The organism is Massilia sp. 05N420 (genome assembly GCF_056397205.1).
The window spans coordinates 1-21,740 of the sequence record NZ_JBFTMX010000054.1; the positions used below are offsets into that span (position 1 = coordinate 1).

Here is a 21,740-nt window from a genome sequence, read left to right on the forward strand (position 1 = left end):
AATGCCAACAATCCTTACGGTGGCGTCAAGCCGACCCCGTCGCTAGACGGACGCTCGGTCCTGCTGGGCATCTCCGCGGCGATCGGCCCGGGCACGCTGATGGCTTCGGTCATGCACAAGGACGACCGCACCAGCTTCAACCAGGACGCGAATTCCTGGGGCATCGGCTACCTGTATGGCCTGTCCAAGCGCACCGGCCTGTACGCGGCCTACGCCCACATCGATAACAAGAACGGCGCAGGCTACACCGTGGCGAACAATACCGAGACCGGCACCGGCAACACGGGCTACAACCTGGGTATCCGCCACGTGTTCTGATCGACACGCGGGTCATGAATAAAAAGGCCGCAGCGGTTTCCCGCTGCGGCCTTTTTATTGGTGAATGATGCGCTGGCGATCAGCGGTGACGGCGGTGGCGCGACACCGGCGCATGCTTGAAGCGGCCGCGGCTTGCGGAGGCCTTGACGCGGGCGCCGCCGGCCGAGGCCTTGATGCGCGGACCGCCGACGGCGGCGCGTGCGCGGACCGGGCTGGTGGCCACCGGTGCGTCGTCGCCCAGCACGTGGCGGCGGATGTTCAGGGCGTCCAGCACGCGCACCGAGGAGGCGCCGGCGTTCAGCAGCACCATGGTCGCGTTCTTGCCGGCGGCCTTGATGCGCATGATCAGGCAGCGGCCCGCTTCCTGGGTGTAGCCGGTCTTCGACAGGCCGATGTCCCAGCCCTTGGCGCCGACCAGGCGGTTGGTGTTGTGGTACTCGACGTCGCGGCCCTTGATGTTGATCAGGTGCTCCGACGAGGTCGTGATGCGGGTGATCTCCGGGTAGTTGGCGGCGGCGGTCGCCATCTTGACCAGGTCGGCCGCGGTCGACTGGTTATGCGGGCTCAGGCCGGTCGGTTCCTCGATCACGGTCTGGGTCATGCCCAGGGCGGCGATCTTGCGCTTCACCGCCATGCGGAAGGCATCCATGCCGCCCGGATAGGTCCGGCCGAGAGCGGCGGCGGCGCGGTTATCCGAAGACATCAGGGCCAGCTGCAGCACGTCGCGGCGCGGAATGGTCGCACCGACCGGCACCCGCGAGCTGCTGTGCTTGAGCATGTCCACGTCCTGCTTCTCGATCTCGATCGGCTCGTTCATGTCCTGGTGGGCATCGAGCACGACCATCGCGGTCATCAGCTTGGTCAGCGAAGCGATCGGCGCGACTGTCGAGGCGTTCTTCTCGTACAGCACCTTGCCGGTGTCGTCTTCGACCACCAGCACCGATTGCGATCCGAAAGGCACGGCGAAGGCGGCCGCGCTGGAAATCGTCATCAGCACCGCAGCGAGGAATTTTTTGATCATGTGTGTGTGTATGGGGTACGGTTAATGGTCGGGCGCCGGACGGCGGCGGAGCATCAAATCGTTCAGTTAGCCCAATAGCGTCGAGCTACATGGGAACTTTTATTGGCGATCCATAGAGATCGAAACCAACAGCAAGATTCTACAAGAAAAAAGGCCTCGCGTTGAAGCAAGGCCTTCTTTGTGAACGGAAATTTAGCGAATTATCTTAAAGAAATCTCTTAAAAGCGACTCAGCTTTATTTTCCTGCGATTAATCCTGTATATCTATACAGCATTATTGTATTTATACATTCTAATTCGACTTATTTATTTGGATTGATAGATCTTGTCGAATTCGCCGCCATCGTCGAAGTGACGTTTCTGGGCCGCGCGCCAACCGCCGAATACGTCGTCGACCGTGAACAGCTGGATCGGTTTGTAGTTCGCGGCGTATTGCTTCATCACCTTTTCGTTACGCACGCGCAGGTAGTGCCTGGCGCCGATCGCCTGGCCGGCATCCGAGTACAGGAAGTTCAGGTAGGCGGTGGCTTCCTTGCGCACGCCCTTGCGGTCGACCACCTTGTCGACGATGGCCACCGGGGTTTCGGCCAGCACGGAAATCGACGGGTAGACGACTTCGAAGTTGTCGCCGAACTCGGCGCGCACCAGGTTCACCTCGTTCTCGAAGGTCACCAGGATGTCGCCGATCTGGCGCTGGGTGAAGGTGGTGGTGGCGGCGCGACCGCCGGCGTCCAGCACCGGCACGTTCTTGAAAATCTTGCCGACCAGCTCGCGGGCCTGGGCTTCATTGCCGCCTTTCTTGATGACCGAACCCCAGGCCGCCAGATAGGTGTAGCGGCCGTTGCCGGCGGTCTTCGGGTTCGGGATCACGACCTTGACGCCAGGCTTGGCCAGGTCGGCCCAGTCGTGGATGCCTTTCGGGTTGCCCTTGCGCACCAGGAACACCATGGTCGAGTAATACGGCGAGGCATTGTTCGGGAACTTCTTGGTCCAGTCCTTGGCGACCAGGCCGCGGTCGGCCAGCATGTCGATGTCGTTGGCCTGGTTCAGGGTCACGACCGAGGCTTCGAGGCCGTCGGCGACGGCGCGCGCCTGCTTGCTGGAGCCGCCGTGCGACTGCTTGATGGTGACGGTTTCGCCCGTACTCTTCTTCCATTCGGCGATGAAGGCGGGGTTCACGTCCTTGTACAGTTCGCGCGCGACGTCGTAGGAGACGTTCAGCAGTTCGACCTCGGCGGCCTGGGAGGCGATCGGGAGCGCAGCGCCCAACGCCAGGGTGAGCGCCAGCAGGCGGCGGCGCAGCGGGGAATAAGTTTGGACCATTATTTGTTCTTCCTTGTAGAGACCAGTGGAAAGCGGATTCATCATCGACGAAGACTCAGGGGAACAGAAGTACATTTTAATCATATGCTTAGAGCGCCTCTTTTGGAGCGGATGCCCGGCGCATGGCCGGACAGCAGGATCCCGGACTTTGGGTTATAGTCCGGCCTTCCACATCCCGGAACAACTTTTTTAAACCTCGCAAGTACTACATGGGTATTGACATTCGCCAGGCAACACTGAACGACGCGCCGGCAGCGTGCACACTGCTGCGCCGCTCGATCGAGGAAGGCTGCGCGGCCGATCACGGCCGGCGCGCAGACATCCTCCAGTCCTGGCTGAGCAACAAGACCACGCAGAACGTCAGCGCCTGGTTGTCCTCGCCGAGCAATTACGCGGTGGTCGCCGTTGACGGCGGGGAGTTGGCCGGGCTGGCCCTGCTGACCCAGGCCGGCAAGCTGGCCTTGTGCTATGTGATGCCGGGCCAATTGCGCAAGGGCATCGGCCGCGCCATGATGCGCGCCGTCGAGGTCCAGGCGCGCAGCTGGGACATCGGCCGCCTGCACATGCAATCCCCGGCCTCGGCCAGTCCCTTCTTCGAAACCCTCGGCTATATCAATGCGGGCAAGGACAAGGCCTGTTTCGGCCTCGAATGCGATTTCCTGTGGAAGCAGTTGAATGCGGTCGAGCCGCCGGCCGGCAAGCGATTCTGCAATTGCACCGGCAAATAAGCAGAACGGCGCGTAATTGGCGCGTTTGTTGCACGAAACCTTACGTTACACGAACTCATCTTTTTTCCTTTTGTCCATTGAGATATAGTAAGGAAGTTTCAATGATGAGTTTGATATGGCTTCCCGCAGAGATTTTCTTCACCAAGGCTTGCGTCTTACCGCACTCGGCCTGGTCGCGACGCCGCTGATCGACGCCAGGGCCGCCAGGCGCGACGCCGGCGCCTCCAGCCAGGCCACGCCGGACGCACCCAGCATCGACATCGCTCCGCCGCCCGACCTGTTCGACGCCCAGGTCGTCGACCTCGACTTCTGGGTCAAGCCGCGCACCCTGTCCGTGATCCGTCCCGCCAGCGGCGAACGCAGCAAGGTCCTGTACTGGAAGGATGGCGAGATCATCGACTCGGCCTACCAGGAACTGTGCCATATGCTGCGCGACGTGAACGGCAAGGCCAGCATGGCGATCGACCCCAAGCTGATCGAGACCCTGTGGGCGTCCCAGGCCTTCGTCCAGCGCTACGGCCTCGACAAGCCGCTCGAGATCCTGTCCGGCTACCGCACCCCGGCTTCCAACAACCGCCTGATCGAGCAGGGCGTGCCGGCCGCGCGTCAGTCCCTGCACATGTCCGGCAAGGCGGCCGACGTCCGCATCGCCGGCCTCACCGAGGAGGTGCTGGGCGGCCTGGTGCGCAGTTTCCGCCAGGGCGGCGTCGGCTTCTATTACCGCTCCGGTCCCAAGGGCGGCTGGATCCACACGGACACCGGCCTCAACCGTACCTGGAAGGGCTGAGGCCCGAGCGGTAGGCGGCGCGCGCCCGCGCGCATTTTTGCTATCGTGGTTACCGCATCGACCTTTTCGAGGGAGGACATGATGGCAACCATGAACGCACCTACCATGGAACGGCGGCACCTGCCCGAGCGGCGGGCGGCCGTGCGCGAGGAGCACTCGACGATGTCGGCGATCGACTACATCGCGATGGCCCTGCTGATCATCGGCGGCCTGAACTGGGCCATGGTCGGCCTGTTCGACGTCGACGTCGTCGCCAGCCTGTTCGGCGCCGGCAGCCCGGCCAGCCGGCTCGTGTATGTGATCGTCGGCATTGCCGCCCTGTGGTCGATCTGGACGGCCACCAGGATGGGTCGCGCCCGGCATTCGGGCTGAGTGCACGGCGGGCCATGCGGATCGGACTGATCTCGGATACGCACGGCCTGCTGCGCCCGGAAGCGCTGGCCTTCCTGGCGGGCAGCGAACACATCGTGCATGGCGGCGACATCGGCAAGCCCGAGATCCTCGAGCGCCTGGCCGCCATCGCGCCGCTGACCGTGGTGCGCGGGAATAACGATACCGCCGCCTGGGCCGGGACGAGTCCCGAGACCGCCCGCCTGGTCGTGGGCGGGGTGGCCATCCTCGTCATCCACGACCTGAAGGAACTCGCGGGCGAGCCGGCCGCGGACGGCGTGCGCGTGGTCGTGTCCGGGCATTCGCACAAGCCGGCCTGCGTGGAGCGCGGCGGCGTGCTCTACGTGAACCCTGGCAGCGCGGGGCGGCGCCGCTTCAGCCTGCCGATCGCGGCGGGCGAACTGCTGGTCGAGGATGGACGGGTCGAGGCCAGGCTGGTCACGCTCATGTGAGCCGTCCTTCTTGCGCCGCCGGGTATAGTGGCTTAGCATACGCGCCGTTTCCATCCTCATCATCACCGTAGCCGAGCCCCTCATGAGCCAAGATTCGACCAAGGACAGTGCCGAACGCCCCCGTTTCCGTCCGGTGCCCTGGAGCCCGCTGGAAACCCCGCAGGACGTCGAACTCTGGATCGATGCGCACAACCGCACCATGCAGGAGATGATCGGTCCGCAGGAGACCGGGGTCGGGGTGCGCTTCACCCTGGCGCCGGGCGGCGAGGTCTACCTGCAGACCGCCGGCGACGCCGTGCTGCTGGACGTCGAGCCGGATGCCTCCTGGATCGCGCCGCTGATCATGGCCGCGACCGGGGCCGAACAGCCGTCCGGCCAGGTCTGGGTCCTGCCCGACGACAAGCTGGTGCAGCTGCTGCTGGGTCTGTCGACCCTGGTCGAGAGCACCCTGATCGTCACCGGCCACAACTTCGGCAAGCATAGCCGCAGGCTATATTGATAGACGAATAATTCCCTTTTCGCATGCCCGTAATTGCGTTATAACTCTGGCTCTAGTGCTTGAAAGGAGAGCGAGGCGATGCAAACGGGGTCCCCGAACAATTTCCGTAGAACGCTGCTGGGCGCCGTCGTCGCGGCCTGCGCGGTGCTGGCGTTGCCGGTCCATGCGGCCGACCTGCTCGACGCCGCCAAGGCGCGCGGCACCCTGCGCATCGCCCTCGAGGGAACCTATCCGCCTTTCAATTTCAAGGATCCGAAGACCGGCCAGCTGACCGGCTACGACGTCGACGTCGCCAGACTGGTGGCGGCCAGGCTGGGTCTGAAGCCGGAATTCGTGACCACCGAATGGGCCTCGATCCTGGCTGGCCTGGGCGCCGGCAAGTACGACGTCATCATCAGCCAGGTCAACGTCACGCCCAGGCGCGAACAGGCTTTCGACTTCTCCACCCCCTACACCTATTCGACCCCGCAGCTGATCGTGCGCCGCAACGAGCGCATCGAGTACCGGAAGCTGGAAGACCTGAAGGGCAAGAAGGTCGGCGTCGGCCAGGGCAGCGTGTTCGAGCAGCAGGCCAAGGCCATGCCCGGCATCGACGTGAAGAGCTACCCGGCGGCGCCGGAAAACCTGCAGGACCTGGCCTTCGGTCGCATCGACGCGGCCCTGAACGACAGCCTGATGGTGGCCTACCTGCTGAAATCCTCGCAGCTGCCGATCCGCGCCGGCGCCCGCGTGGGCGCGGTCGAGCGCACCGCGGTCGCCTTCCAGAAGAACAATCCGCAGTTCCGTGCCGCCATCGACAAGGCGCTCGAGGACGCCCGCGCCGACGGCAGCCTGAAGGCCGCCTCGGTGAAGTGGTTCGGCGTCGACGCCACCCACGCGCCATGACCGGTCCTTACTGAAGCCGGCATGGCGTTCCAGGAACTGCTGGACTTGCTGCGCGAGTCCGCGCCGGTCATGCTGCGCGGCGCCGGCTACACCCTGCTGCTGGCGGTCGCCGCCATGCTCGGCGGACTGGTGCTGGGCCTGCCCACCGCCCTGATGCGGGTATCGCCGTGGGCGCTGCTGCGCTGGCCGGCGGTGGTCTACGTCAGCGCCTTCCGCGGCACGCCGCTGCTGGTGCAGCTGTTCGTCGTCTATTACGGCCTGCCGAGCATCGGCATCGAGTTCACGCCGGTCACGGCCGGGGTGCTGACCCTGTCGCTGAACGCCGGCGCCTACCTGTCCGAGAGCCTGCGCGGCGCCATCCTGGCGGTCGCCCAGGGCCAGTGGCGGGCCGCCTACAGCCTCGGCCTCGGCTGGGGCCAGACCCTGGGCCACGTGGTGCTGCCGCAGGCGCTGCGGGTGGCGGTGCCGTCGATGAGCAATACCTTGATCAGCCTGATCAAGGACACCTCGCTGGTGTCGGTGATCACCATGACCGAGTTGATGCTTGTCACCAAAGAATTGATCTCCGTAACATTCCGTCCATTGCCGCTCTACCTCGCAGCGGCCATCATCTACTGGATCCTGAGCCTGTTCTTCGAACGCCTGCAACGCCGTGCCGAGCGGCGCTTCAGCCGGGGCCATCAAGCACACTAAGCCTGGTCACCGACATCAGGCGCAGCAAGGCGTCGGCCGAGCGGATCTGGCACCCGGCGAATTTCGACGAGCTGACCGGGCCGCCGAACCGCCACATGTTCCGCGACCGCCTGGCCCAGGAGATGCGCAAGGCCGACCGCGGCGCCGGCCAGTACCAGGGCTGGCTCGACTACCTGCGCGAGCTGGCGCTGCCGCTGCAGAGCATCGTGGTGGAGATCAGCGAAGGCGCGCTGCAGGGCGGCGCCGACGCGCTGCTCGGCCGGCTTGCCCAGTTCCGCATGCTGGGGCTGCAGGTGGCGCTGGATCACTTCGGCAGCGGCCATGCCTCATTGGCGTATTTGAAGCGCTACGACATCGACCTGGTGAAGATCGACCCTTCGCTGGCGCAGACCCTGGACGGAGAGGGCGGGGAGCTGGCGCTGTACGAGGCGATCGTCGCCATGGCGCACAAGCTGGGACTGAAGGTGGTGGCGGAGGGCGTGGACACGGCGGCGCAGCGGGCGCTGCTGGTCGATGCCGGCTGCGATTATGCGCAGGGCTATATGTTCGGGCGCCCGATGACGGCGCAGGAGTTGGAAAAGCTGGCGCTGCGCTGACACGTGGGCACACCGTGCCCACGTGCGACGTACGTGTCGCGCCGACCGGATTACATGTTCGGGTAATTCGGCCCGCCGCCGCCCTCCGGCGTGACCCAGACGATGTTCTGGGTCGGATCCTTGATGTCGCAGGTCTTGCAGTGCACGCAGTTCTGCGCATTGATCTGCAGGCGGTCCTTGCCCGAATCAAGCTTCACGAACTCGTAGACCCCCGCCGGGCAGTAGCGCTGTTCCGGACCGGCGTACTTGGCCAGGTTGATCTCGACCGGCACGTCCGGGTTCTTCAGGGTCAGGTGCACCGGCTGGTCTTCCGCGTGGTTGGTGTTCGAGATGAACACCGAGGACAGGCGGTCGAAGGTCAGCTTGCCGTCCGGCTTCGGATAGACGATGGGCTTGAAGCTGGATGCCGGGCGCAGGCATTCGTGGTCGGCGTGCTGGTGGTGCAGGGTCCACGGCGCCTTGCCCTTGAACAGGATCTGGTCGATGCCGGTCATGATGGTGCCCAGGACCAGGCCCTTGCTCATCCACGGCTTGAAGTTGCGCGCCACGTGCAGTTCCTCGTGCAGCCAGGACTGCTCGAAGGCGGCCGGGTAGCTCGCCAGCTCGTCGTTCTGGCGGCCTTCGCCCAGTGCCGCGAAGGCGGCGTCGGCTGCCAGCATGCCGGTCTTGATGGCGGCGTGGCTGCCCTTGATGCGGCTGACGTTCAGGAAGCCGGCGTCGTCACCGACCAGGGCGCCGCCCGGGAACACGGTCTTCGGCAGCGACTGCAGGCCGCCGGCGGTGATCGCGCGGGCGCCGTAGGAGATGCGCTTGCCGCCTTCGAAGAAGTGGCGGATCTCCGGGTGGGTCTTGTAGCGCTGGAATTCCTCGTAGGGCGACAGGTAGGGGTTCTGGTAGGCCAGGCCGACCACGAAGCCGACCGCGACCTGGTTGTTCTCCAGGTGGTACAGGAAGGAGCCGCCGTAGGTATCGGAAGGCAGCGGCCAGCCGGCCGTGTGGATCACCAGGCCAGGCTTGTGCTTGGCCGGGTCGATCTCCCACAGTTCCTTGATGCCGATGCCATAGGTCTGCGGGTCCTTGCCCTGGTCCAGGCTGTACCTGGCGATCAGCTGCTTGCCCAGGTGGCCGCGCGAGCCTTCCGCGAACAATGTGTACTTGGCGTGCAGTTCCATGCCCAGCTGGAAATCCGGACCCGGTTCGCCGTCGCGCTTGACGCCCATATTGCCGGTGGCGACGCCCTTCACGGAACCATCGTCGTTGTACAGGATCTCGGCGGCCGGGAAGCCGGGGAAGATCTCGACGCCGAGGCTTTCCGCCTGCTGGCCCAGCCAGCGCACCACGTTGCCCAGCGAGATCACGTAATTGCCGTGGTTGGTCAGCGCCTTCGGCACCATGAAGTGCGGGGTCGCGTAGGACTTGGTCTCGGTCAGGAACAGCACGCGGTCCTCAAGGACGGCGGTGTGGAGCGGTGCGCCCAGTTCTTTCCAGTTCGGGAACAGTTCGTTCAGCGCGCGCGGATCCATCACCGCGCCCGACAGGATGTGCGCGCCCAGCTCACCGCCTTTCTCGAGCACGCAGACCGAAACGTCGCGGCCCTGTTCCGAAGCCAGCTGCTTCAGGCGGATGCTTGCCGCCAGGCCGGCAGGGCCGCCGCCGACGATGACGACGTCGTATTCCATCGCTTCGCGCGGACCGTATTGTTCGATGAGGTTGTTGGGCTGAGTCATGTTTTAATAGTGTTAGAAAAATTTAAGCACGAGTGTGCACTTTTTTGCTCATGATTGCAACGCAGCGCGCTATTGTAGGGCAGATATTAGATGCGGCAATCTAAACGAGGCGAATTTGGTGAAGTATGTAATGATTATGTCGTCGCAACAGAATATAGTTCGGTGGGCTCAGGCAGAGGAGTGGAACGTGGGGATTGAAGTCAATTTCGAAGGCAAGATCGCAATGGTGACGGGCGCATCCAGTGGACTGGGCGCGCGTTTCGCGAAGGCCCTGGCAGGGGCGGGGGCGCAGGTGGTGCTGGCCTCGCGGCGCGTCGAGCGCCTGAAGGAGCTGCGCGCCGAGATCGAGGCGGACGGCGGCGCGGCCCACGTGGTGTCGCTGGACGTGACCGACCTTGCCAGCATCAAGTCGGCGATCGCGCATGCCGAGACCGAGGCCGGCCCGATCGACATCCTGGTCAACAACTCGGGGGTGTCGAACACCCAGCGCCTGCTGGACGTCACCGAGGACGATTACAACTACATCATGGACACCAACCTGCGCGGCGCCTTCTTCATGGCCCAGCAGTGCGCGAAGCGCATGATTCAGCGCGCCAAGGGCGATCCCAGGAAGCAGCACCGGATCGTCAACATCGCCTCGGTGGCGGGCCTGCGCGTGCTGCCGCAGATAGGCGTCTACTGCATGAGCAAGGCTGGCGTGGTGCAGATGACCAAGGCGATGGCGGTCGAATGGGGCCGCTACGGCATCAACGTCAACGCGATCTGTCCCGGCTACATCGCCACCGAGATGAACGAGGATTACTTCGGTTCCGAGCAGGGCAAGAAGCTGATCGAGATGCTGCCGCGCCGCCGCATCGGCAAGCCGGAAGACCTCGACGGCCTGCTCCTGCTGCTGGCGGCCGAGGAAGCCCACTTCATCAACGGCACCATCATCACGGCCGACGACGGCATGACGGCGCAATGACGGCACTGGTCGTGGTCCACGGCCTGCTGGGGTCAAGCAGCTACTACGAACCGCAGCAGCGGCTGCCCGGGCTGGACGTGCGCACCCCCGACCTGCTCGGCTACGGCGCGCAGCGCAGCGTGGACATCGGCATCGACCTGCACGCCCAGGCCGAGGAGATCGCGCGCGTGCTGCGCGAGGAAGTCGGCGAGCCGGCCTGGCTGCTCGGCCACAGCGTCGGCGGCGCCGTCATGATGCTGGCCGCGCAGGAGGTGCCGGAACTGGTGCGCGGATTGATCAGCGTTGAAGGCAATTTCACGCTGAAGGACGCGTTCTGGTGCTCGCGCATCGCGCCGATGCTTGACGCCGACTGGGCGGCCGAATACGGCGCCATGGAAGACGATCCGGCCGCCTGGCTGGAGCGCATCGGCATCGAGGCCAGCGACGAGCGCGTCGCCCTGGCGCGCGAGGTCCTGGAAAACCAGCCCTACACGACCATCCAGGCGATGGCGCGCTCGGTGCTCGAAGTGACCGGCGCGCCCGGCTACCTGGAAGGCGTGCGGCGCGTGCTCGGGCTAGGGGTGCCGCTCTACCTGCTGGGCGGCGAACTGTCCGCGGCCGGCTGGGACATCCCCGAATGGGTGCTGGCGCTGGCCTGCGCCAGCCTGGTCCAGCCGAAGGCCGGACACATGATGATGCTCGAGGACCCGGCCGCCTTCTGCGGCATCGTCGGCGACATCGTGCGCCGGCACGCCGGCGGCTGAACGACTACAATGCCTGCTTTTTCAAAACGAAGCAGGCAACGATGAGCAACGAAAAACCGACGCGCAAGCTGATGCACACGATGCGCCAGGCGATCCGCTGGGGCGACATGGACGTGCTGGGCCACGTCAACAACACAGTCTATTTCCGCTACATGGAAAGCGGCCGCATCTGCTTCCTGGAAGAGGCCGCGGGCGAATTCAATATGCAGGGCGAGGGACCGGTGATCGTCACCGCCTACTGCACCTTCATCAAGCAGCTGAAATATCCGGGCGAGATCGAGGTCCGCACCTACGCCGGCGCCCCGGGCCGTTCCAGTTTCGAAGTCACCCACGAGATCAGCCTGGTGGATGCCGAGGGCAAGGCCGACGTCGTCTATGCGGAAGGCGGCGGCAAGGTGGTGTGGATCGACTTCAAGAAGGAGAAATCGGTGCCGCTGCCGGAGCACCTCAGGAGCGTGCTGCCGGCAGCCTGATCGCGCTCAGCGGCGCTTGCGCTTGTCCTCCTCGCCGCGCTCATTGTCCTGCAAGGGGATGATGAAGGTGGCGGCGTCGCGCAGGATGCCCTCCGGTCCCTGCTGCTCGACGACGATGGTGTGGCCGCCGATGCTCACCACGGGCGGCAGGGGCAGGGTGAAGCCGCGGGCCGCGTCGAAACGCGGCTGCACGTCGATCCGCACGGGAACGCCGTCGATCGAGACCGACAGCGGCAGGGCCGGATCGAAGCCGAATCCGTGCAGCAGCACGACCAGCGCACCGCCTTCGCCGTTCGGATTCTCTTCCTGCCTCACCTCGACCCGCACATAAGGCCCGAGCGCCGGCTTGCGCGGCAGCTGCGCTTCCTGCACGTCCCGCGGCGCCAGGATCACGCCTTTCAGGATCGCCCCATCCAGGTAGAGTCCCTTGATATGGGCGCCGGCCTTCACCTGCGCGCGCAGCTCGTGGTCACCACCGAGCTTGCCGAGGCGGTCGGCATGCGTCACCTTGAACGGCGCCGGCACCGGCGTGCGCTCCCAGGTGAGGCCGCGGATGCTGCCGCCGCTCAGCGCCACTTCGCGCAACTCGCCGGTGGCCGGGTCGAGCACGAAGTCGAGGATGTCGCCGCCTTCGGTGACGAAATAGCCGCATACCGGGCAGACGTCGGGATTGTGGATCTGGCTGAGCGGCACGCGGGCCCCCTTCCAGTAGATGGTCGGCTCGGCCAGGGCGCTCAGGATGCCGGGCCGGATGACGCGGCGCGGGCAGGTAGTGAACTTTTTCCATAGTCCGCGGCCGTAGGAAGAGATGATGACCTGTCCGCTGCCCTGGAAGTAGAAGGACGACACCTGCGGGATGTTATCCGAGCCGGCCAGGTAGTTCCAGGTCGCGCCGCGGTCGAAGCTTTCCATCATGCCGGCCTGCTGGGTCCCGACCAGGATGTGGCCCGCACAGTCGGGATCGAAGCCGAACGCGCTGATCTGGGAGAACGGCCCGAAGCTGAACTTGAATATGCCGCCGCGCGTGGCCAGGCTGGTAAGCGCGGTGTCCGTGGTCCAGGTGGCGCCGGCGTCATGCGTCACCCTGACCGTGTTGCCGACGATGTCGGGCACGATCAGGAAGTTGGCGTCCCGCGGGTCGACCCCGAAAGGCTTGTACCACGCGAACTCGGTGGGAAAGATGCCGAGGCTGCCGAAGCCGCCGATGTCCGATACCAGGGGCGAGCCGGCGGCCAGCGTATCGGCGATACGCTTGATGCCGACGACCGGGAAGCCGGCCGGCGTCGCGCCCGACAGCTTGACCGCGGTGTAGATCACCGGATTGGCCACCGGCCCCGCGACCTTCGGCAAGTCCTGCGGATCCTCGAGGAAGCCGTAGCGTGGCGTCCAGCTGGCGCCGTTGTCGGTGCTCAGGTCGTAGATATTGCCCGGCAGGCCGCTGAGCTGGGTGTTCTGGACATAGGCCCCGGGCTTGAGCAGGCGCGGGTTGCCGGCCGTGTTCGGCGGGTTGGGGAAGGCGCTGAAGCCTGCCAGCAGCGGGCCCGAGATGAAGTTGAAGCAGGCGCCGCAATCGACGCCGGTGAGCCTGGTATCCGCGGCCGGGATGGGCTCGCGCCAGATGTTCAGGTAAAAGCCTTCGCAGCAGACATTGGTCGGCTAGGTGACGCCGGCATCGGCCGAGGCCCAGATGGAATTGTCATGGGTCGCGAAATACAGGTCGGAAGCCCGGCGGTCCGGGTGCAGCTGGCCGATCACCTCGGTGATCTGCAGGGCATCGTAGCCGGCGTCGCCGCCGCCGGTCACGTGCCAGTGGAGGCCGGCGTCGGGGGTGCTGTTCAGGCCGGCGTCGGAGGTGAGCAGCAGGGGCGTCCTGCCGTCGGCGGCGCTGAAGGCAAGGTCGGAGGTGTCGCAGTGGTCGAGTTCGGACGTGGTCCAGCCCGACAAGGTCGGCACCGGGCCGTTCGTCACCGTGGCGCTCTGCTGGGTGCAGCTGCCGTCGCCGAAGTGGATGCCGTAATGCGTCGCATCGCTCGGCTGGGCCGTCTTGACGAAAGAGGGGCGGTTATAGCCGGGAATATCCAGCAGCGGCCCCCAGGTCGCGCCATTGTCCCAGGACCGGTACAGCAGGGTGTGGCCCTCCCATTTCGCCGCGGCGACGTTCCAGACCCACTGGTTGAAGGTGAAGAAGAGGTGGGAAGGATTGAGCGGCGATACGGCGATCTCGTTATGCACGCCCCTGACGATGAAGCCCGGCAGGCCGGTGGTCGACAGGCTCCAGCTACCCCCGGCGTTGGTGGAGACTTTGACGCCGCCGTCGGTCAGGATCGCCAGGCGCGTGGTGGTGGGCGCCAGCACCGCATAGCTCCTGTCGTTGTCGTAGCCGGCGGCCTTGGGCAGGAAGTGCCAGCTCGCGCCGGAGTCGCTGCTGAAGGCGACGCCGCAGGAGGTGGCCGCCCAGACCCGGTTGCGCGTGGTTTCCGCGGCCAGCCCGAAGCCGGAGAGGTCGGCCGCGCAGGCCGGGACCGGCGTGGTGACGGCCACCCTCGACCAGCTGGCGCCGGCGTCGAGGCTGCGCCAGATGCCGCCGCCGGTGCTGGTCCTGGTGTCCGAGAGGGCGGTGGCGATGACGATGTTCGCGTTGCTCGGCAGGTACTTTAGGTCGGTGAAGGCGAAGGTGCCGTTGCCGCTGGTCTGGGTCCAGGTAGCGCCGGTGTCGGTGCTGCGAAAGATGCCGCCCGAGGCCGACGCCACCACGATGCGGCTGGAGTCGCCCGGTGCGACGGCGGCCGCGACCGCACGCCCGCCGTTCTTGATGTTGGGCTGATACTGGAAGGGCGAACAGCCGGCCAGCGCGGCTGCAAGAATGGCGGATGTGAGCAATCCGCGCCAGGTCAATCGTGCCATCATGTCCTCCTCGAGCGCATTCGTATGGAAATGCACGCCGCATAGCGTGCTCATCCATAATGGCTAGGGGAGGCGGGTCGGGCGTTGACGCGGCTCAGCGGGCCACGCCGACCAGCTTGTGCACCAGCTCGGACGAAGTCGATGCCGAGAACTTCTTCATCAGCTTGGCCCGGTGCATCTCCACCGTGCGCGGGGAAAGGTCGGTTTCGCGCGCGATCACCTTGCTGGTCTTGCCTTCGACCAGCAGGGCCGCGATCTCGCGCTCGCGCGGGGTCAGTGCGGCCGTCACCGGGCGCTTCTCGCTGACATCTTCGAAGGTCCAGATGCCGGCGCCCAGCGGCTGCTGCGGGTCGAGGGCGCGGCCGCTCACGTGGCACCAGAACAGCTCGCCGTTGGCGCGGCGCATGATGCGCTCGTCCGAGTAGCGGCCCTTCGCGTTCATGATGGGGACGATGCGGTCGCCGGTGCGCAGGAATTCGTCCTGGGTCGGGTAGAGCACTTCGAAGGACTTGCCGTCGAGCTGGGCACAGTCGTAGCCGAACATCGACGCCAGTGCCTGGTTGCACGCCTGGATGATCCGATTGACGGAGATGCACATGCCGACTGGGGCATGCTGGAAGATCATCTCGTAATCGATGGCGTATGATGCTGTCGTCTGATGCAAACTAAAGTCTCCATGGCCGGCCCTTGCCGGTATTTCTACGGTATTGTGCTTTGCAGGGGGCTATTTTATTCTCGAATTCTACTCTGCTGTACAGAAAGAGCTGTTGGCTTAACTACTAAAGGGACGGGTATGAATAAAGTTTATCCAGATGCGCGGTCCGCACTCGAAGGCGTCGTCAAGGACGGCCAGACCATTGCCGTGGGCGGCTTCGGCCTGTGCGGCATTCCTGAAGCGCTGATCGCCGCACTGCGCGATTCCGGCGTCAAGGACCTGACGGCGATCTCGAACAATGCCGGCGTCGACGACTTCGGCCTCGGCCAGCTGCTGGCCACGCGCCAGATCAGGAAGATGATTGCGTCCTACGTCGGCGAAAACAAGGAGTTCGCGCGCCAGTACCTGGCCGGCGAACTGGAGCTGGAATTCACGCCCCAAGGCACGCTGGCCGAGAAGCTGCGCGCCGGCGGCGCCGGCATCCCGGCCTTCTTCACCAAGACCGGCTACGGGACCATCGTCGCCGAAGGCAAGGAAACCCGCGAATTCGACGGCGAAATGTTCGTGATGGAACGCTCGCTGAACCCGGACGTCGCCCTGGTCAAGGCCTGGAAGGCCGACCGCGCCGGCAACCTGGTGTTCCGCAAGACCGCGCGCAACTTCAACCCGAACGTCGCCACCGCCGGCAAGATCTGCATCGTCGAGGTAGAGCAACTGGTCGAGACCGGCGAGATCGATCCGGACCAGGTGCACCTGCCGAGCATTTTCGTGCACCGCATCGTTCACAACCCGACGCCGGAAAAACGCATCGAACAGCGCACCGTGCGCGCAGCCTAAGCTAGGAACAGGAGACAGACGACATGGCATGGACTCGTGATGAAATGGCCGCGCGCGCGGCGAAGGAACTGCAGGACGGCTTCTACGTGAACCTGGGCATCGGCCTGCCGACCCTGGTGGCGAACTACGTCCCGAAGGACGTGGAAGTCTTCCTGCAGTCGGAAAACGGCCTGCTGGGCATCGGCCCCTTCCCGCTTGACGCCGAAGTGGACGCCGACCTGATCAACGCCGGCAAGCAGACCGTGACGGCGCTGCCGGGCTCGGCCTACTTCAGCTCGGCCGATTCCTTCGGCATGATCCGCGGCGGCAAGATCAACCTGGCGATCCTGGGCGCGATGCAGGTCTCGGAAAAGGGTGACCTGGCCAACTGGATGATCCCGGGCAAGATGGTCAAGGGCATGGGCGGCGCGATGGACCTGGTGGCCGGCGTCAAGCGCGTGGTGGTGCTGATGGAGCACGTCGCCACCGCCAAGGACGGCTCGGTCAGCCACAAGCTCCTCAAGAAGTGCGATCTGCCGCTGACCGGCGTGGGCGTGGTCGACCGCATCATTACTGACCTCGGCGTGATCGACGTCACCGACACCGGGCTCAAGCTGGTGGAACTGGCGCCGGGCGTCACCAAGGAAGAGGTGGTGGCCGCGACGACTGCCGAGCTGGACGTTTCGGCGGTCTGAAGCCGGGCATTGCACACCGAAGCCGCGGCCGGGACTGGCCGCGGCTTTTTATTTGAGCGTCCAGACGTACTGGATATGCGCCAGTTGCTGGATCGGCTTGCCGGCTTCGAGCGCCGGACTGAAGCGGCACAGCGCCAGCGCAGTGCGCGCGGCCTCGTCCATGCTGGCGTAACCGCTCGATGTAGCGATGGACGAGCTGGTTACCATGCCATGCTCGTCGATCATGAAGCCGATCGTTACGGTGCCTTCATGGCCGGCTGCGATATCGGCCTTCGGGTAGTAGGGCTTGCGGCAGGTCGAGAAATCTGCGATCGCGCCCCGGGTTTCGCCGCGCAGGACAGGTGCCGCGTCGTTACGGTTCGCCGGCGCATGCGCGCTGGCCGCGCACACCACGGCCAGGCCCAGCACCGGAATCGCCGCCTTCCAGTTGAGCGCCTGCACGTCAGGGCGCAGCAGGCGGCGGATCCGCGCCATCAGGTCGCCGCCGTTCGCGGCCTGGGCCAGGTGGTGGCTGGAAAACTGCAGCTTTTCCAGTTCCGACAGCGCCAGCGCCAGGCGGCGCGGCTCGCCCAGGTGGCGGGCGGCGAAGTCGTCGGCGATCTGCTCGCGCTCGGCGCGGATGCGGCGCGACAGCCACCACACGGCCGGGTGGTAGAACAGCAGGGTTTCGATCACGTTCTGCAGCAGGTTGACCAGGTAGTCGTGGCGCCGCACGTGGCCGAGTTCGTGGGCCAGCAGGGCTTCCAGCAGATGCGGCGGCATGCCTGCGACCAGGCTGGCCGGCACCAGCACCACCGGGCGCCACCAGCCGGCCGTGATCGGACTGGCGAGCCCGTCGACCACGCGCAGCCGCACTTCGCGGGCCAGGCCGCAGCGCTCCGCCAGGCGCGACAGGCGTTCCTGCCAGGCCGGGGCGCAGGCTTGCGCGCGGGCCGCGCGGCCGATCCACAGCAGGCCGGCCGCCATGCGCAGGCTCAGCGCGCCGGAGCAGGCGGCCCACAAGGCGACGATCCAGCCCAGGTTTTGTCCAAGCCAGGGCAGCAGGCCGGTCGCACCGGGTGCGACGGCACCGCCACCGCCGGCGCCGGGGAAGAGCCTGCCGCCCGCATCACCGGCGCCGGCCTTCAGCAACAGCGCCAGGTCGACCGCCGGCCAAGCCAGGCACAGCAGCAGGCCCCCGCATGCGACCGCATAGCGCGTCTCGGGCCGCGCATTGCGCAGGGCGACGAGCAGCACCGCGACGGCGCAGCCGAGAAGGGCGCCTTGCCACACGAAATGGACCAGGGTCCAGCCCAGCGCCGCCACCAGGGCCTGGGCGCTCATCGTTTGTCCTCGCTCTTGAGCAGTTCTTCGATTTCCTCCCTTTCCTTCTTCGAGATCCCGGACTTGAGGGCCGCCAGCACCAGCGCCTTGGCGGAGCCCGAGAAGGCGCGCTGCATCAGGTCCTTCAGCAGATTGGTCTGCAGCGATTCCTGGGCCTGGGCCGGCGCGTACACGTGAGACCGTTCGCTCTCGTCGCGGATCAGTAAACCCTTGGCATGCATGATCTGCATCAGGCGCAGCACGGTCGCATAGGTCACGTCCGGCCGCGTCCTGAGGATCTCGTCATGCACCTGGCGGGCGGTGCCGGAGCCCAGCGGCCACAGCACCTGCAACAGGTCGAGTTCGGCCGGGGTCGGCTTGGAGGGGGCGGGGGACCTGGCCATGATTCATCCTCGAAAAACACAATGCACACGCGCGTAGACTAGCCCTTCTAGATAGGACTGTCTACAGAAATATTTATTGAGATGCTATTGCGAGAACAGCCATAAAAGGCCTAGCATAGACATCATTGTCTACTTCTGCGGGAGTGCGGATGCGGCTTCGGAACCTGAAACTGGCCTGGCGCCTGCTGGCGAGGGAGCCCCTGTATTCGGCGGTCGCGGTGCTGGGCCTGGCGGTGGCGCTGGCCGCCTGCTTCCTGCTGTTCGGGCTGGTGCGCTACGCCTGGACGCATAACGACGCGATTCACGATGCGGACCGGATCTACGTGGTCAAGGAGCGCCGTAACCTGCTGCCGCGCCCGGACTGGGGCGAGAGCGCGCCGCCGCCCTTGGCCAGGGTGGCGCTGGCGGCCGGGCTGGTCCAGGACGCGACCAGCGCCAAGCCCCTCCGGCTGGCGGTGCGCGTGGGTGAACGCCTGCTTCAGGTGGACCTCGCGGTGGCCGCACCGAATTACCTGCGCTTCTTCGGCATCAAGGCCCTGGCCGGCGATGCCGACGCGGCGCTGGCGCGCCCAGATGCGCTGGTGGTGAGCCGCAGCGTGGCCCTGCGCCTGTTCGGGACCGCCGATGCGCTCGGCAAGGTGGCCTCGATTGACGGCGTCCCCTTCGTTGTGCGCGCGGTCCTTGCCGACATGCCGGCGAATACCAGTCCGGAGTTCGGCCTTCTGCTCGGCGAGGGCCGGCACAGCTGGGATCAGCCGCCGGACAGCGAGCGCCAGGCGTGGTCGCGGTGGGCGCGGCTCTACCTGAAGACCGCGCCGGCCACCGATACCGCCGCCCTGCGTCTGACCCTGGAGCAGGCGGTCGCCACCCAGCGCGACAGCGTGTTCAGCGGCGCGCTGGTCGCGGGCCGGCCCAAACCCTACACCAGCATCGCCGTGACGCCGCTGTCGAAGGTCTATTTCGATCCCGACCTGCTGTCCAGCCGCGGCGGCAGCCGTTACGGCAGCCCGGTGGCGATCGCCGGCCTGGCGAGCCTCGGCATCCTGATCCTTGCGCTGGCGGCCAGCAATTACGTGAACCTGGCGGCCGTACGTACCGCCGCGCGGCGCCGCGAGATCGCGGTGCGCAAGACCCTGGGCATCTCGGGCGCCGCGCTGGCCGGGCAGTTCCTGGCCGAATCCCTGCTGGTCGGCGCCGCCTCGAGCTCGATCGGCGCCGTGCTGGCCTGGCTGACCCTGCCCCTGTTTTCGGAACTGGTCGGCCGGCCGCTCTCGTCCACCTATGGGTCGGCCGGCTGGGCCATGCTCGCCGCCATCGGGCTCGGCACCGGGCTGTTGTCCGGGCTGTATCCGGCATGGCTGGCGGCACGGGTCCCGGCCAGCCTTGCTCTCGGCGGACGCAGCGGTGAGACGGCCGAGGGGCAGCACATGCGCCGCGTGCTAACGGTGGCCCAGTTCGCCGCGGCGATCGGGCTGGTGGCCGCCAGCCTCGCCGTGTGGTGGCAGGCCCGCTACGCCAGCCATGCCGATCCGGGCTTCGATCCGCGTCCGCAGCTCGTGATCGGACTGCCCGACAAGGCCGGCCCGGCCGCCGCCCATGCCTTCAGGGCGGAGCTGGCGCGGCAGTCCGGCGTCGCAGGCGTGGCCGCCATGCAGGAAGCGGTCGGCCGCGACGGCAACAAGAGCGTCATCATGATCCGGCAGCCCGGCGCGGAATCCGTGCCGCTGGAGCTGAAGGACGTCGGCGCGAATTTCTTCGAGGTGTTCGGCCTGCGTCCGCTGGCGGGCAAGCTGTTCTCGCGCCAGGGTGAAGAAGGCGTCGTGCTGAATGCGCGCGCCGCGCTGGCGCTCGGCTTCCCTTCGCCCGAGGCGGCGGTCGGCCAGCTCATCGACGGCGACAGCCGCGTCATCGGCATCGCGCCCGACCTGCGCTACAACTCGCTGCGTGAGAAGCCGGAGGCGATCCTGTACCGCCTGAACGAGGAGCAGGGTGTGCTGACGGTGCGCACCCGCGGCGATATCGCCGGCGCCCGTGCCGCCATCGAGGCCCTGTGGGCGCGCCACTTCCCAAACGACGTGCCGGACATCGAGACCGCGTCCTCGGTGTTCGCCCGCAATTACAGCGACGACCTGCGCCAGGCCAAGCTGCTGGCGCTGGCCAGCATCGTCGCGACCGCCCTGGCCTGCTTCGGCATCTATGTGCTGTCGAGCTACACGATCCGCCGCCGCGCCCGCGAATTCGTGCTGCGCAAGCTGCACGGCGCCACACCCCGCCATATCGGCCTGCTGGTCGCGCGCGAATGGCTTGCGCTGCTGGGCGTGGGCGCGCTGCTGGCGCTGGCACCGGCCTGGCTGTGGACCGAGCGCTACCTGGCCGTTTTCGTCGAGCGTGCGCCGATGGGCTGGTGGCCGCTGGCGATCGCCTGTGCCGGTGTCGGCCTGGTCGCCCTGGCCGGCTGTGCGCGCCAGGCGGTGGCGGCGATGCGGATGTCGCCGGCCCTGGCCTTGCGCGACCAATGATTTTTCAATGATGGAGTGTCCATGTTCAAACTGAAGCCTTTGCTGCCGATCCTGGCTGCCTGCACGATGGCGGCGGCCGCGTTGACCCTGCCGGCGGCGCCGGCCGTGGCATCCAGCATCCCCGACTATCCCTTCGTACATGTCACCGGCAGCAATTTCCGGGTCGAGATGCCAGATATTGCCACCCTCGATTTCCAGGTCGTCGCGGCTGACGCCGATCCGGCCGCGGCGCGCGCGGTGATCGATGCGCGGATGGCCGAGGTGCGCGAGCTGATGCAGAAGCTGAGCATCGAGGAGGACGACATGCAGGTGCGCGAGGTGCGCCAGTCCGTGCGCAAGGAACGCAACGCCGATGGTACCCCGGTATATGAGCTGAGCTGCGACGTGCACATCCGGCTGCGGAATACCGCCAACTGGCCGGCGCTGGGCGGCGGCCTGCTCGGCAAGCCCAACCTGGACAGCTTCGCCGCGGATTTCGATCTCAGCACCATGGAGCAGGTCAACGACGAGATGGTGGCCGCGGCCATCGCCGATGCGCGCCGCCGCGCCGAAGTGATGGCGGCGGCCGGCGGACGCCGGCTGGGGCCGATGATGGCGGCAACCCCGGACGCCCTCAAGAAGCTGGGCACCACCCTGGGCCTGGAACGCGACGAGTTCCGGGTAGAGCGCAGGGCCCGCGCTACCAGCAACCAGCGCGCCGCCGACATCGACCGCGAGACTTTCGTGATGGTCCAGTTGCTCAAGCTGCGGCAGTCGGTCGACATCGTGTTCCGGCTGGAGAACGGGGCGGCGGCCAGGGCGCGCCCGGCCAATAAACCGTGAGCGGGGGCGTATGCGCAGCCTTGGC

Annotated in this window: 25 protein-coding genes; 17 read left to right on the forward strand and 8 right to left on the reverse strand. The window is 66.2% G+C overall.

Annotated elements, in window-relative coordinates:
- Positions 1 to 318, forward strand: a 318-nt coding sequence (locus AC1DIX_RS24635; protein WP_477328022.1) for a porin, incomplete at its 5' end; no start/stop codon positions are given.
- A gap of 79 nt (positions 319 to 397) precedes the next feature.
- Here the strand turns inward: AC1DIX_RS24635 and AC1DIX_RS24640 are convergent.
- Positions 398 to 1,339, reverse strand: coding sequence for a serine hydrolase (locus tag AC1DIX_RS24640; protein WP_441934224.1), 942 nt, complete (start codon positions 1,337 to 1,339; stop codon positions 398 to 400).
- Between the two features lie 305 nt (positions 1,340 to 1,644).
- The gene (locus tag AC1DIX_RS24645; RefSeq protein WP_477328023.1) at positions 1,645 to 2,661 is read right to left on the reverse strand and encodes a sulfate ABC transporter substrate-binding protein; all 1,017 of its coding nucleotides are present in this window, start codon (positions 2,659 to 2,661) and stop codon (positions 1,645 to 1,647) included.
- Positions 2,662 to 2,870: 209 nt separating this feature from the next.
- Here AC1DIX_RS24645 and AC1DIX_RS24650 point away from each other — a divergent pair, with 209 nt between their 5' ends.
- From AC1DIX_RS24650 to AC1DIX_RS24685, 8 genes are all read left to right on the forward strand, one after another.
- Positions 2,871 to 3,389 (forward strand): GNAT family N-acetyltransferase, encoded by a 519-nt coding sequence (locus tag AC1DIX_RS24650; protein WP_441934228.1) that lies wholly within the window; start codon positions 2,871 to 2,873, stop codon positions 3,387 to 3,389.
- A 115-nt stretch (positions 3,390 to 3,504) separates the two neighbouring features.
- A complete protein-coding gene (locus tag AC1DIX_RS24655; protein WP_477249459.1) occupies positions 3,505 to 4,176 on the forward strand; it encodes a YcbK family protein in 672 nt (223 codons plus the stop codon).
- Positions 4,177 to 4,266: 90 nt separating this feature from the next.
- Entirely contained in the window at positions 4,267 to 4,548 is a 282-nt protein-coding gene (locus AC1DIX_RS24660; protein WP_441934231.1) for a DUF378 domain-containing protein, read from the forward strand.
- Between the two features lie 14 nt (positions 4,549 to 4,562).
- Complete coding sequence (locus tag AC1DIX_RS24665) at positions 4,563 to 5,018, forward strand: metallophosphoesterase family protein (RefSeq protein ID WP_477328024.1); 456 nt, start codon at positions 4,563 to 4,565, stop codon at positions 5,016 to 5,018.
- A gap of 82 nt (positions 5,019 to 5,100) precedes the next feature.
- Positions 5,101 to 5,517 (forward strand): hypothetical protein, encoded by a 417-nt coding sequence (locus AC1DIX_RS24670; protein ID WP_477328025.1) that lies wholly within the window; start codon positions 5,101 to 5,103, stop codon positions 5,515 to 5,517.
- Between the two features lie 78 nt (positions 5,518 to 5,595).
- A complete protein-coding gene (locus AC1DIX_RS24675) occupies positions 5,596 to 6,402 on the forward strand; it encodes a transporter substrate-binding domain-containing protein (protein WP_477328026.1) in 807 nt (268 codons plus the stop codon).
- 21 nt (positions 6,403 to 6,423) lie between these two features.
- Positions 6,424 to 7,095 (forward strand): amino acid ABC transporter permease, encoded by a 672-nt coding sequence (locus tag AC1DIX_RS24680; protein WP_477328027.1) that lies wholly within the window; start codon positions 6,424 to 6,426, stop codon positions 7,093 to 7,095.
- A 95-nt stretch (positions 7,096 to 7,190) separates the two neighbouring features.
- On the forward strand, positions 7,191 to 7,691 hold the full coding sequence (locus tag AC1DIX_RS24685; protein WP_477328028.1) for an EAL domain-containing protein: 501 nt from the start codon (positions 7,191 to 7,193) through the stop codon (positions 7,689 to 7,691).
- Between the two features lie 50 nt (positions 7,692 to 7,741).
- Here the strand turns inward: AC1DIX_RS24685 and AC1DIX_RS24690 are convergent, their stop codons facing one another.
- On the reverse strand, positions 7,742 to 9,418 hold the full coding sequence (locus tag AC1DIX_RS24690) for an electron transfer flavoprotein-ubiquinone oxidoreductase (protein ID WP_477328029.1): 1,677 nt from the start codon (positions 9,416 to 9,418) through the stop codon (positions 7,742 to 7,744).
- Between the two features lie 223 nt (positions 9,419 to 9,641).
- Here AC1DIX_RS24690 and AC1DIX_RS24695 point away from each other — a divergent pair, with 223 nt between their 5' ends.
- Genes AC1DIX_RS24695 through AC1DIX_RS24705 form a run of 3 tightly spaced genes read left to right on the forward strand, consistent with a single transcriptional unit; the run spans position 9,642 to position 11,598 of the window.
- Positions 9,642 to 10,382, forward strand: a complete 741-nt coding sequence (locus AC1DIX_RS24695; protein WP_441934452.1) for an SDR family oxidoreductase — start codon at positions 9,642 to 9,644, stop codon at positions 10,380 to 10,382.
- Entirely contained in the window at positions 10,379 to 11,125 is a 747-nt protein-coding gene (locus AC1DIX_RS24700) for an alpha/beta fold hydrolase (RefSeq protein WP_477328030.1), read from the forward strand. The genes AC1DIX_RS24695 and AC1DIX_RS24700 overlap by 4 nt, the downstream gene beginning before the upstream one ends.
- Before the next feature lie 41 nt (positions 11,126 to 11,166).
- The gene (locus AC1DIX_RS24705; RefSeq protein ID WP_441934246.1) at positions 11,167 to 11,598 is read left to right on the forward strand and encodes an acyl-CoA thioesterase; all 432 of its coding nucleotides are present in this window, start codon (positions 11,167 to 11,169) and stop codon (positions 11,596 to 11,598) included.
- A 6-nt stretch (positions 11,599 to 11,604) separates the two neighbouring features.
- Here AC1DIX_RS24705 and AC1DIX_RS24710 read toward each other — a convergent pair whose 3' ends face one another.
- Positions 11,605 to 12,948, reverse strand: coding sequence for a WD40/YVTN/BNR-like repeat-containing protein (locus tag AC1DIX_RS24710; RefSeq protein ID WP_477328031.1), 1,344 nt, complete (start codon positions 12,946 to 12,948; stop codon positions 11,605 to 11,607).
- 121 nt (positions 12,949 to 13,069) lie between these two features.
- Here AC1DIX_RS24710 and AC1DIX_RS24715 point away from each other — a divergent pair, with 121 nt between their 5' ends.
- Positions 13,070 to 13,228, forward strand: a complete 159-nt coding sequence (locus tag AC1DIX_RS24715) for a hypothetical protein (protein ID WP_477328032.1) — start codon at positions 13,070 to 13,072, stop codon at positions 13,226 to 13,228.
- A gap of 26 nt (positions 13,229 to 13,254) precedes the next feature.
- On the opposite strand, the gene AC1DIX_RS24720 is transcribed toward AC1DIX_RS24715, so the two are convergent.
- Both AC1DIX_RS24720 and AC1DIX_RS24725 read right to left on the reverse strand, forming a co-directional pair.
- A complete protein-coding gene (locus AC1DIX_RS24720) occupies positions 13,255 to 14,505 on the reverse strand; it encodes a WD40/YVTN/BNR-like repeat-containing protein (RefSeq protein ID WP_477328033.1) in 1,251 nt (416 codons plus the stop codon).
- Positions 14,506 to 14,596: 91 nt separating this feature from the next.
- Entirely contained in the window at positions 14,597 to 15,127 is a 531-nt protein-coding gene (locus AC1DIX_RS24725) for a LuxR C-terminal-related transcriptional regulator (protein WP_441934454.1), read from the reverse strand.
- Positions 15,128 to 15,295: 168 nt separating this feature from the next.
- On the opposite strand from AC1DIX_RS24725, the gene AC1DIX_RS24730 reads away from it, so the two are divergent.
- A complete protein-coding gene (locus AC1DIX_RS24730) occupies positions 15,296 to 15,994 on the forward strand; it encodes a CoA transferase subunit A (RefSeq protein WP_441934250.1) in 699 nt (232 codons plus the stop codon).
- Positions 15,995 to 16,017: 23 nt separating this feature from the next.
- Positions 16,018 to 16,668 (forward strand): CoA transferase subunit B, encoded by a 651-nt coding sequence (locus AC1DIX_RS24735; RefSeq protein ID WP_477328034.1) that lies wholly within the window; start codon positions 16,018 to 16,020, stop codon positions 16,666 to 16,668.
- Positions 16,669 to 16,716: 48 nt separating this feature from the next.
- Here the strand turns inward: AC1DIX_RS24735 and AC1DIX_RS24740 are convergent, their stop codons facing one another.
- Together AC1DIX_RS24740 and AC1DIX_RS24745 are read right to left on the reverse strand one after the other, a co-directional pair.
- Positions 16,717 to 17,991 carry a TonB family protein gene (locus AC1DIX_RS24740; protein WP_477328035.1) on the reverse strand — a complete coding sequence of 425 codons (1,275 nt, stop codon included), beginning with the start codon at positions 17,989 to 17,991 and terminating at the stop codon, positions 16,717 to 16,719.
- Complete coding sequence (locus AC1DIX_RS24745; RefSeq protein WP_477328036.1) at positions 17,988 to 18,374, reverse strand: BlaI/MecI/CopY family transcriptional regulator; 387 nt, start codon at positions 18,372 to 18,374, stop codon at positions 17,988 to 17,990. The genes AC1DIX_RS24740 and AC1DIX_RS24745 overlap by 4 nt, the downstream gene beginning before the upstream one ends.
- A gap of 149 nt (positions 18,375 to 18,523) precedes the next feature.
- On the opposite strand from AC1DIX_RS24745, the gene AC1DIX_RS24750 reads away from it, so the two are divergent.
- The gene (locus tag AC1DIX_RS24750; RefSeq protein ID WP_477328037.1) at positions 18,524 to 20,893 is read left to right on the forward strand and encodes an ABC transporter permease; all 2,370 of its coding nucleotides are present in this window, start codon (positions 18,524 to 18,526) and stop codon (positions 20,891 to 20,893) included.
- A gap of 21 nt (positions 20,894 to 20,914) precedes the next feature.
- A complete protein-coding gene (locus AC1DIX_RS24755; RefSeq protein ID WP_441934259.1) occupies positions 20,915 to 21,715 on the forward strand; it encodes an SIMPL domain-containing protein in 801 nt (266 codons plus the stop codon).
- The last annotated feature ends 25 nt before the right edge of the window (positions 21,716 to 21,740 follow it).

Excerpts from the sequence above, each read along its gene's own strand:
- AC1DIX_RS24640 (WP_441934224.1), bottom strand. The coding sequence starts at position 1,339 with ATGATCAAAAAATTCCTCGCTGCGGTGCTGATGACGATTTCCAGCGCG.
- AC1DIX_RS24645 (WP_477328023.1), bottom strand. The coding sequence starts at position 2,661 with ATGGTCCAAACTTATTCCCCGCTGCGCCGCCGCCTGCTGGCGCTCACC.
- AC1DIX_RS24650 (WP_441934228.1), top strand. The coding sequence starts at position 2,871 with ATGGGTATTGACATTCGCCAGGCAACACTGAACGACGCGCCGGCAGCG.
- AC1DIX_RS24655 (WP_477249459.1), top strand. The coding sequence starts at position 3,505 with ATGGCTTCCCGCAGAGATTTTCTTCACCAAGGCTTGCGTCTTACCGCA.
- AC1DIX_RS24660 (WP_441934231.1), top strand. The coding sequence starts at position 4,267 with ATGAACGCACCTACCATGGAACGGCGGCACCTGCCCGAGCGGCGGGCG.
- AC1DIX_RS24665 (WP_477328024.1), top strand. The coding sequence starts at position 4,563 with ATGCGGATCGGACTGATCTCGGATACGCACGGCCTGCTGCGCCCGGAA.
- AC1DIX_RS24670 (WP_477328025.1), top strand. The coding sequence starts at position 5,101 with ATGAGCCAAGATTCGACCAAGGACAGTGCCGAACGCCCCCGTTTCCGT.
- AC1DIX_RS24675 (WP_477328026.1), top strand. The coding sequence starts at position 5,596 with ATGCAAACGGGGTCCCCGAACAATTTCCGTAGAACGCTGCTGGGCGCC.
- AC1DIX_RS24680 (WP_477328027.1), top strand. The coding sequence starts at position 6,424 with ATGGCGTTCCAGGAACTGCTGGACTTGCTGCGCGAGTCCGCGCCGGTC.
- AC1DIX_RS24685 (WP_477328028.1), top strand. The coding sequence starts at position 7,191 with ATGTTCCGCGACCGCCTGGCCCAGGAGATGCGCAAGGCCGACCGCGGC.
- AC1DIX_RS24690 (WP_477328029.1), bottom strand. The coding sequence starts at position 9,418 with ATGACTCAGCCCAACAACCTCATCGAACAATACGGTCCGCGCGAAGCG.
- AC1DIX_RS24695 (WP_441934452.1), top strand. The coding sequence starts at position 9,642 with ATGGTGACGGGCGCATCCAGTGGACTGGGCGCGCGTTTCGCGAAGGCC.
- AC1DIX_RS24700 (WP_477328030.1), top strand. The coding sequence starts at position 10,379 with ATGACGGCACTGGTCGTGGTCCACGGCCTGCTGGGGTCAAGCAGCTAC.
- AC1DIX_RS24705 (WP_441934246.1), top strand. The coding sequence starts at position 11,167 with ATGAGCAACGAAAAACCGACGCGCAAGCTGATGCACACGATGCGCCAG.
- AC1DIX_RS24720 (WP_477328033.1), bottom strand. The coding sequence starts at position 14,505 with ATGATGGCACGATTGACCTGGCGCGGATTGCTCACATCCGCCATTCTT.
- AC1DIX_RS24725 (WP_441934454.1), bottom strand. The coding sequence starts at position 15,127 with ATGATCTTCCAGCATGCCCCAGTCGGCATGTGCATCTCCGTCAATCGG.
- AC1DIX_RS24730 (WP_441934250.1), top strand. The coding sequence starts at position 15,296 with ATGAATAAAGTTTATCCAGATGCGCGGTCCGCACTCGAAGGCGTCGTC.
- AC1DIX_RS24735 (WP_477328034.1), top strand. The coding sequence starts at position 16,018 with ATGGCATGGACTCGTGATGAAATGGCCGCGCGCGCGGCGAAGGAACTG.
- AC1DIX_RS24740 (WP_477328035.1), bottom strand. The coding sequence starts at position 17,991 with ATGAGCGCCCAGGCCCTGGTGGCGGCGCTGGGCTGGACCCTGGTCCAT.
- AC1DIX_RS24745 (WP_477328036.1), bottom strand. The coding sequence starts at position 18,374 with ATGGCCAGGTCCCCCGCCCCCTCCAAGCCGACCCCGGCCGAACTCGAC.
- AC1DIX_RS24750 (WP_477328037.1), top strand. The coding sequence starts at position 18,524 with ATGCGGCTTCGGAACCTGAAACTGGCCTGGCGCCTGCTGGCGAGGGAG.
- AC1DIX_RS24755 (WP_441934259.1), top strand. The coding sequence starts at position 20,915 with ATGTTCAAACTGAAGCCTTTGCTGCCGATCCTGGCTGCCTGCACGATG.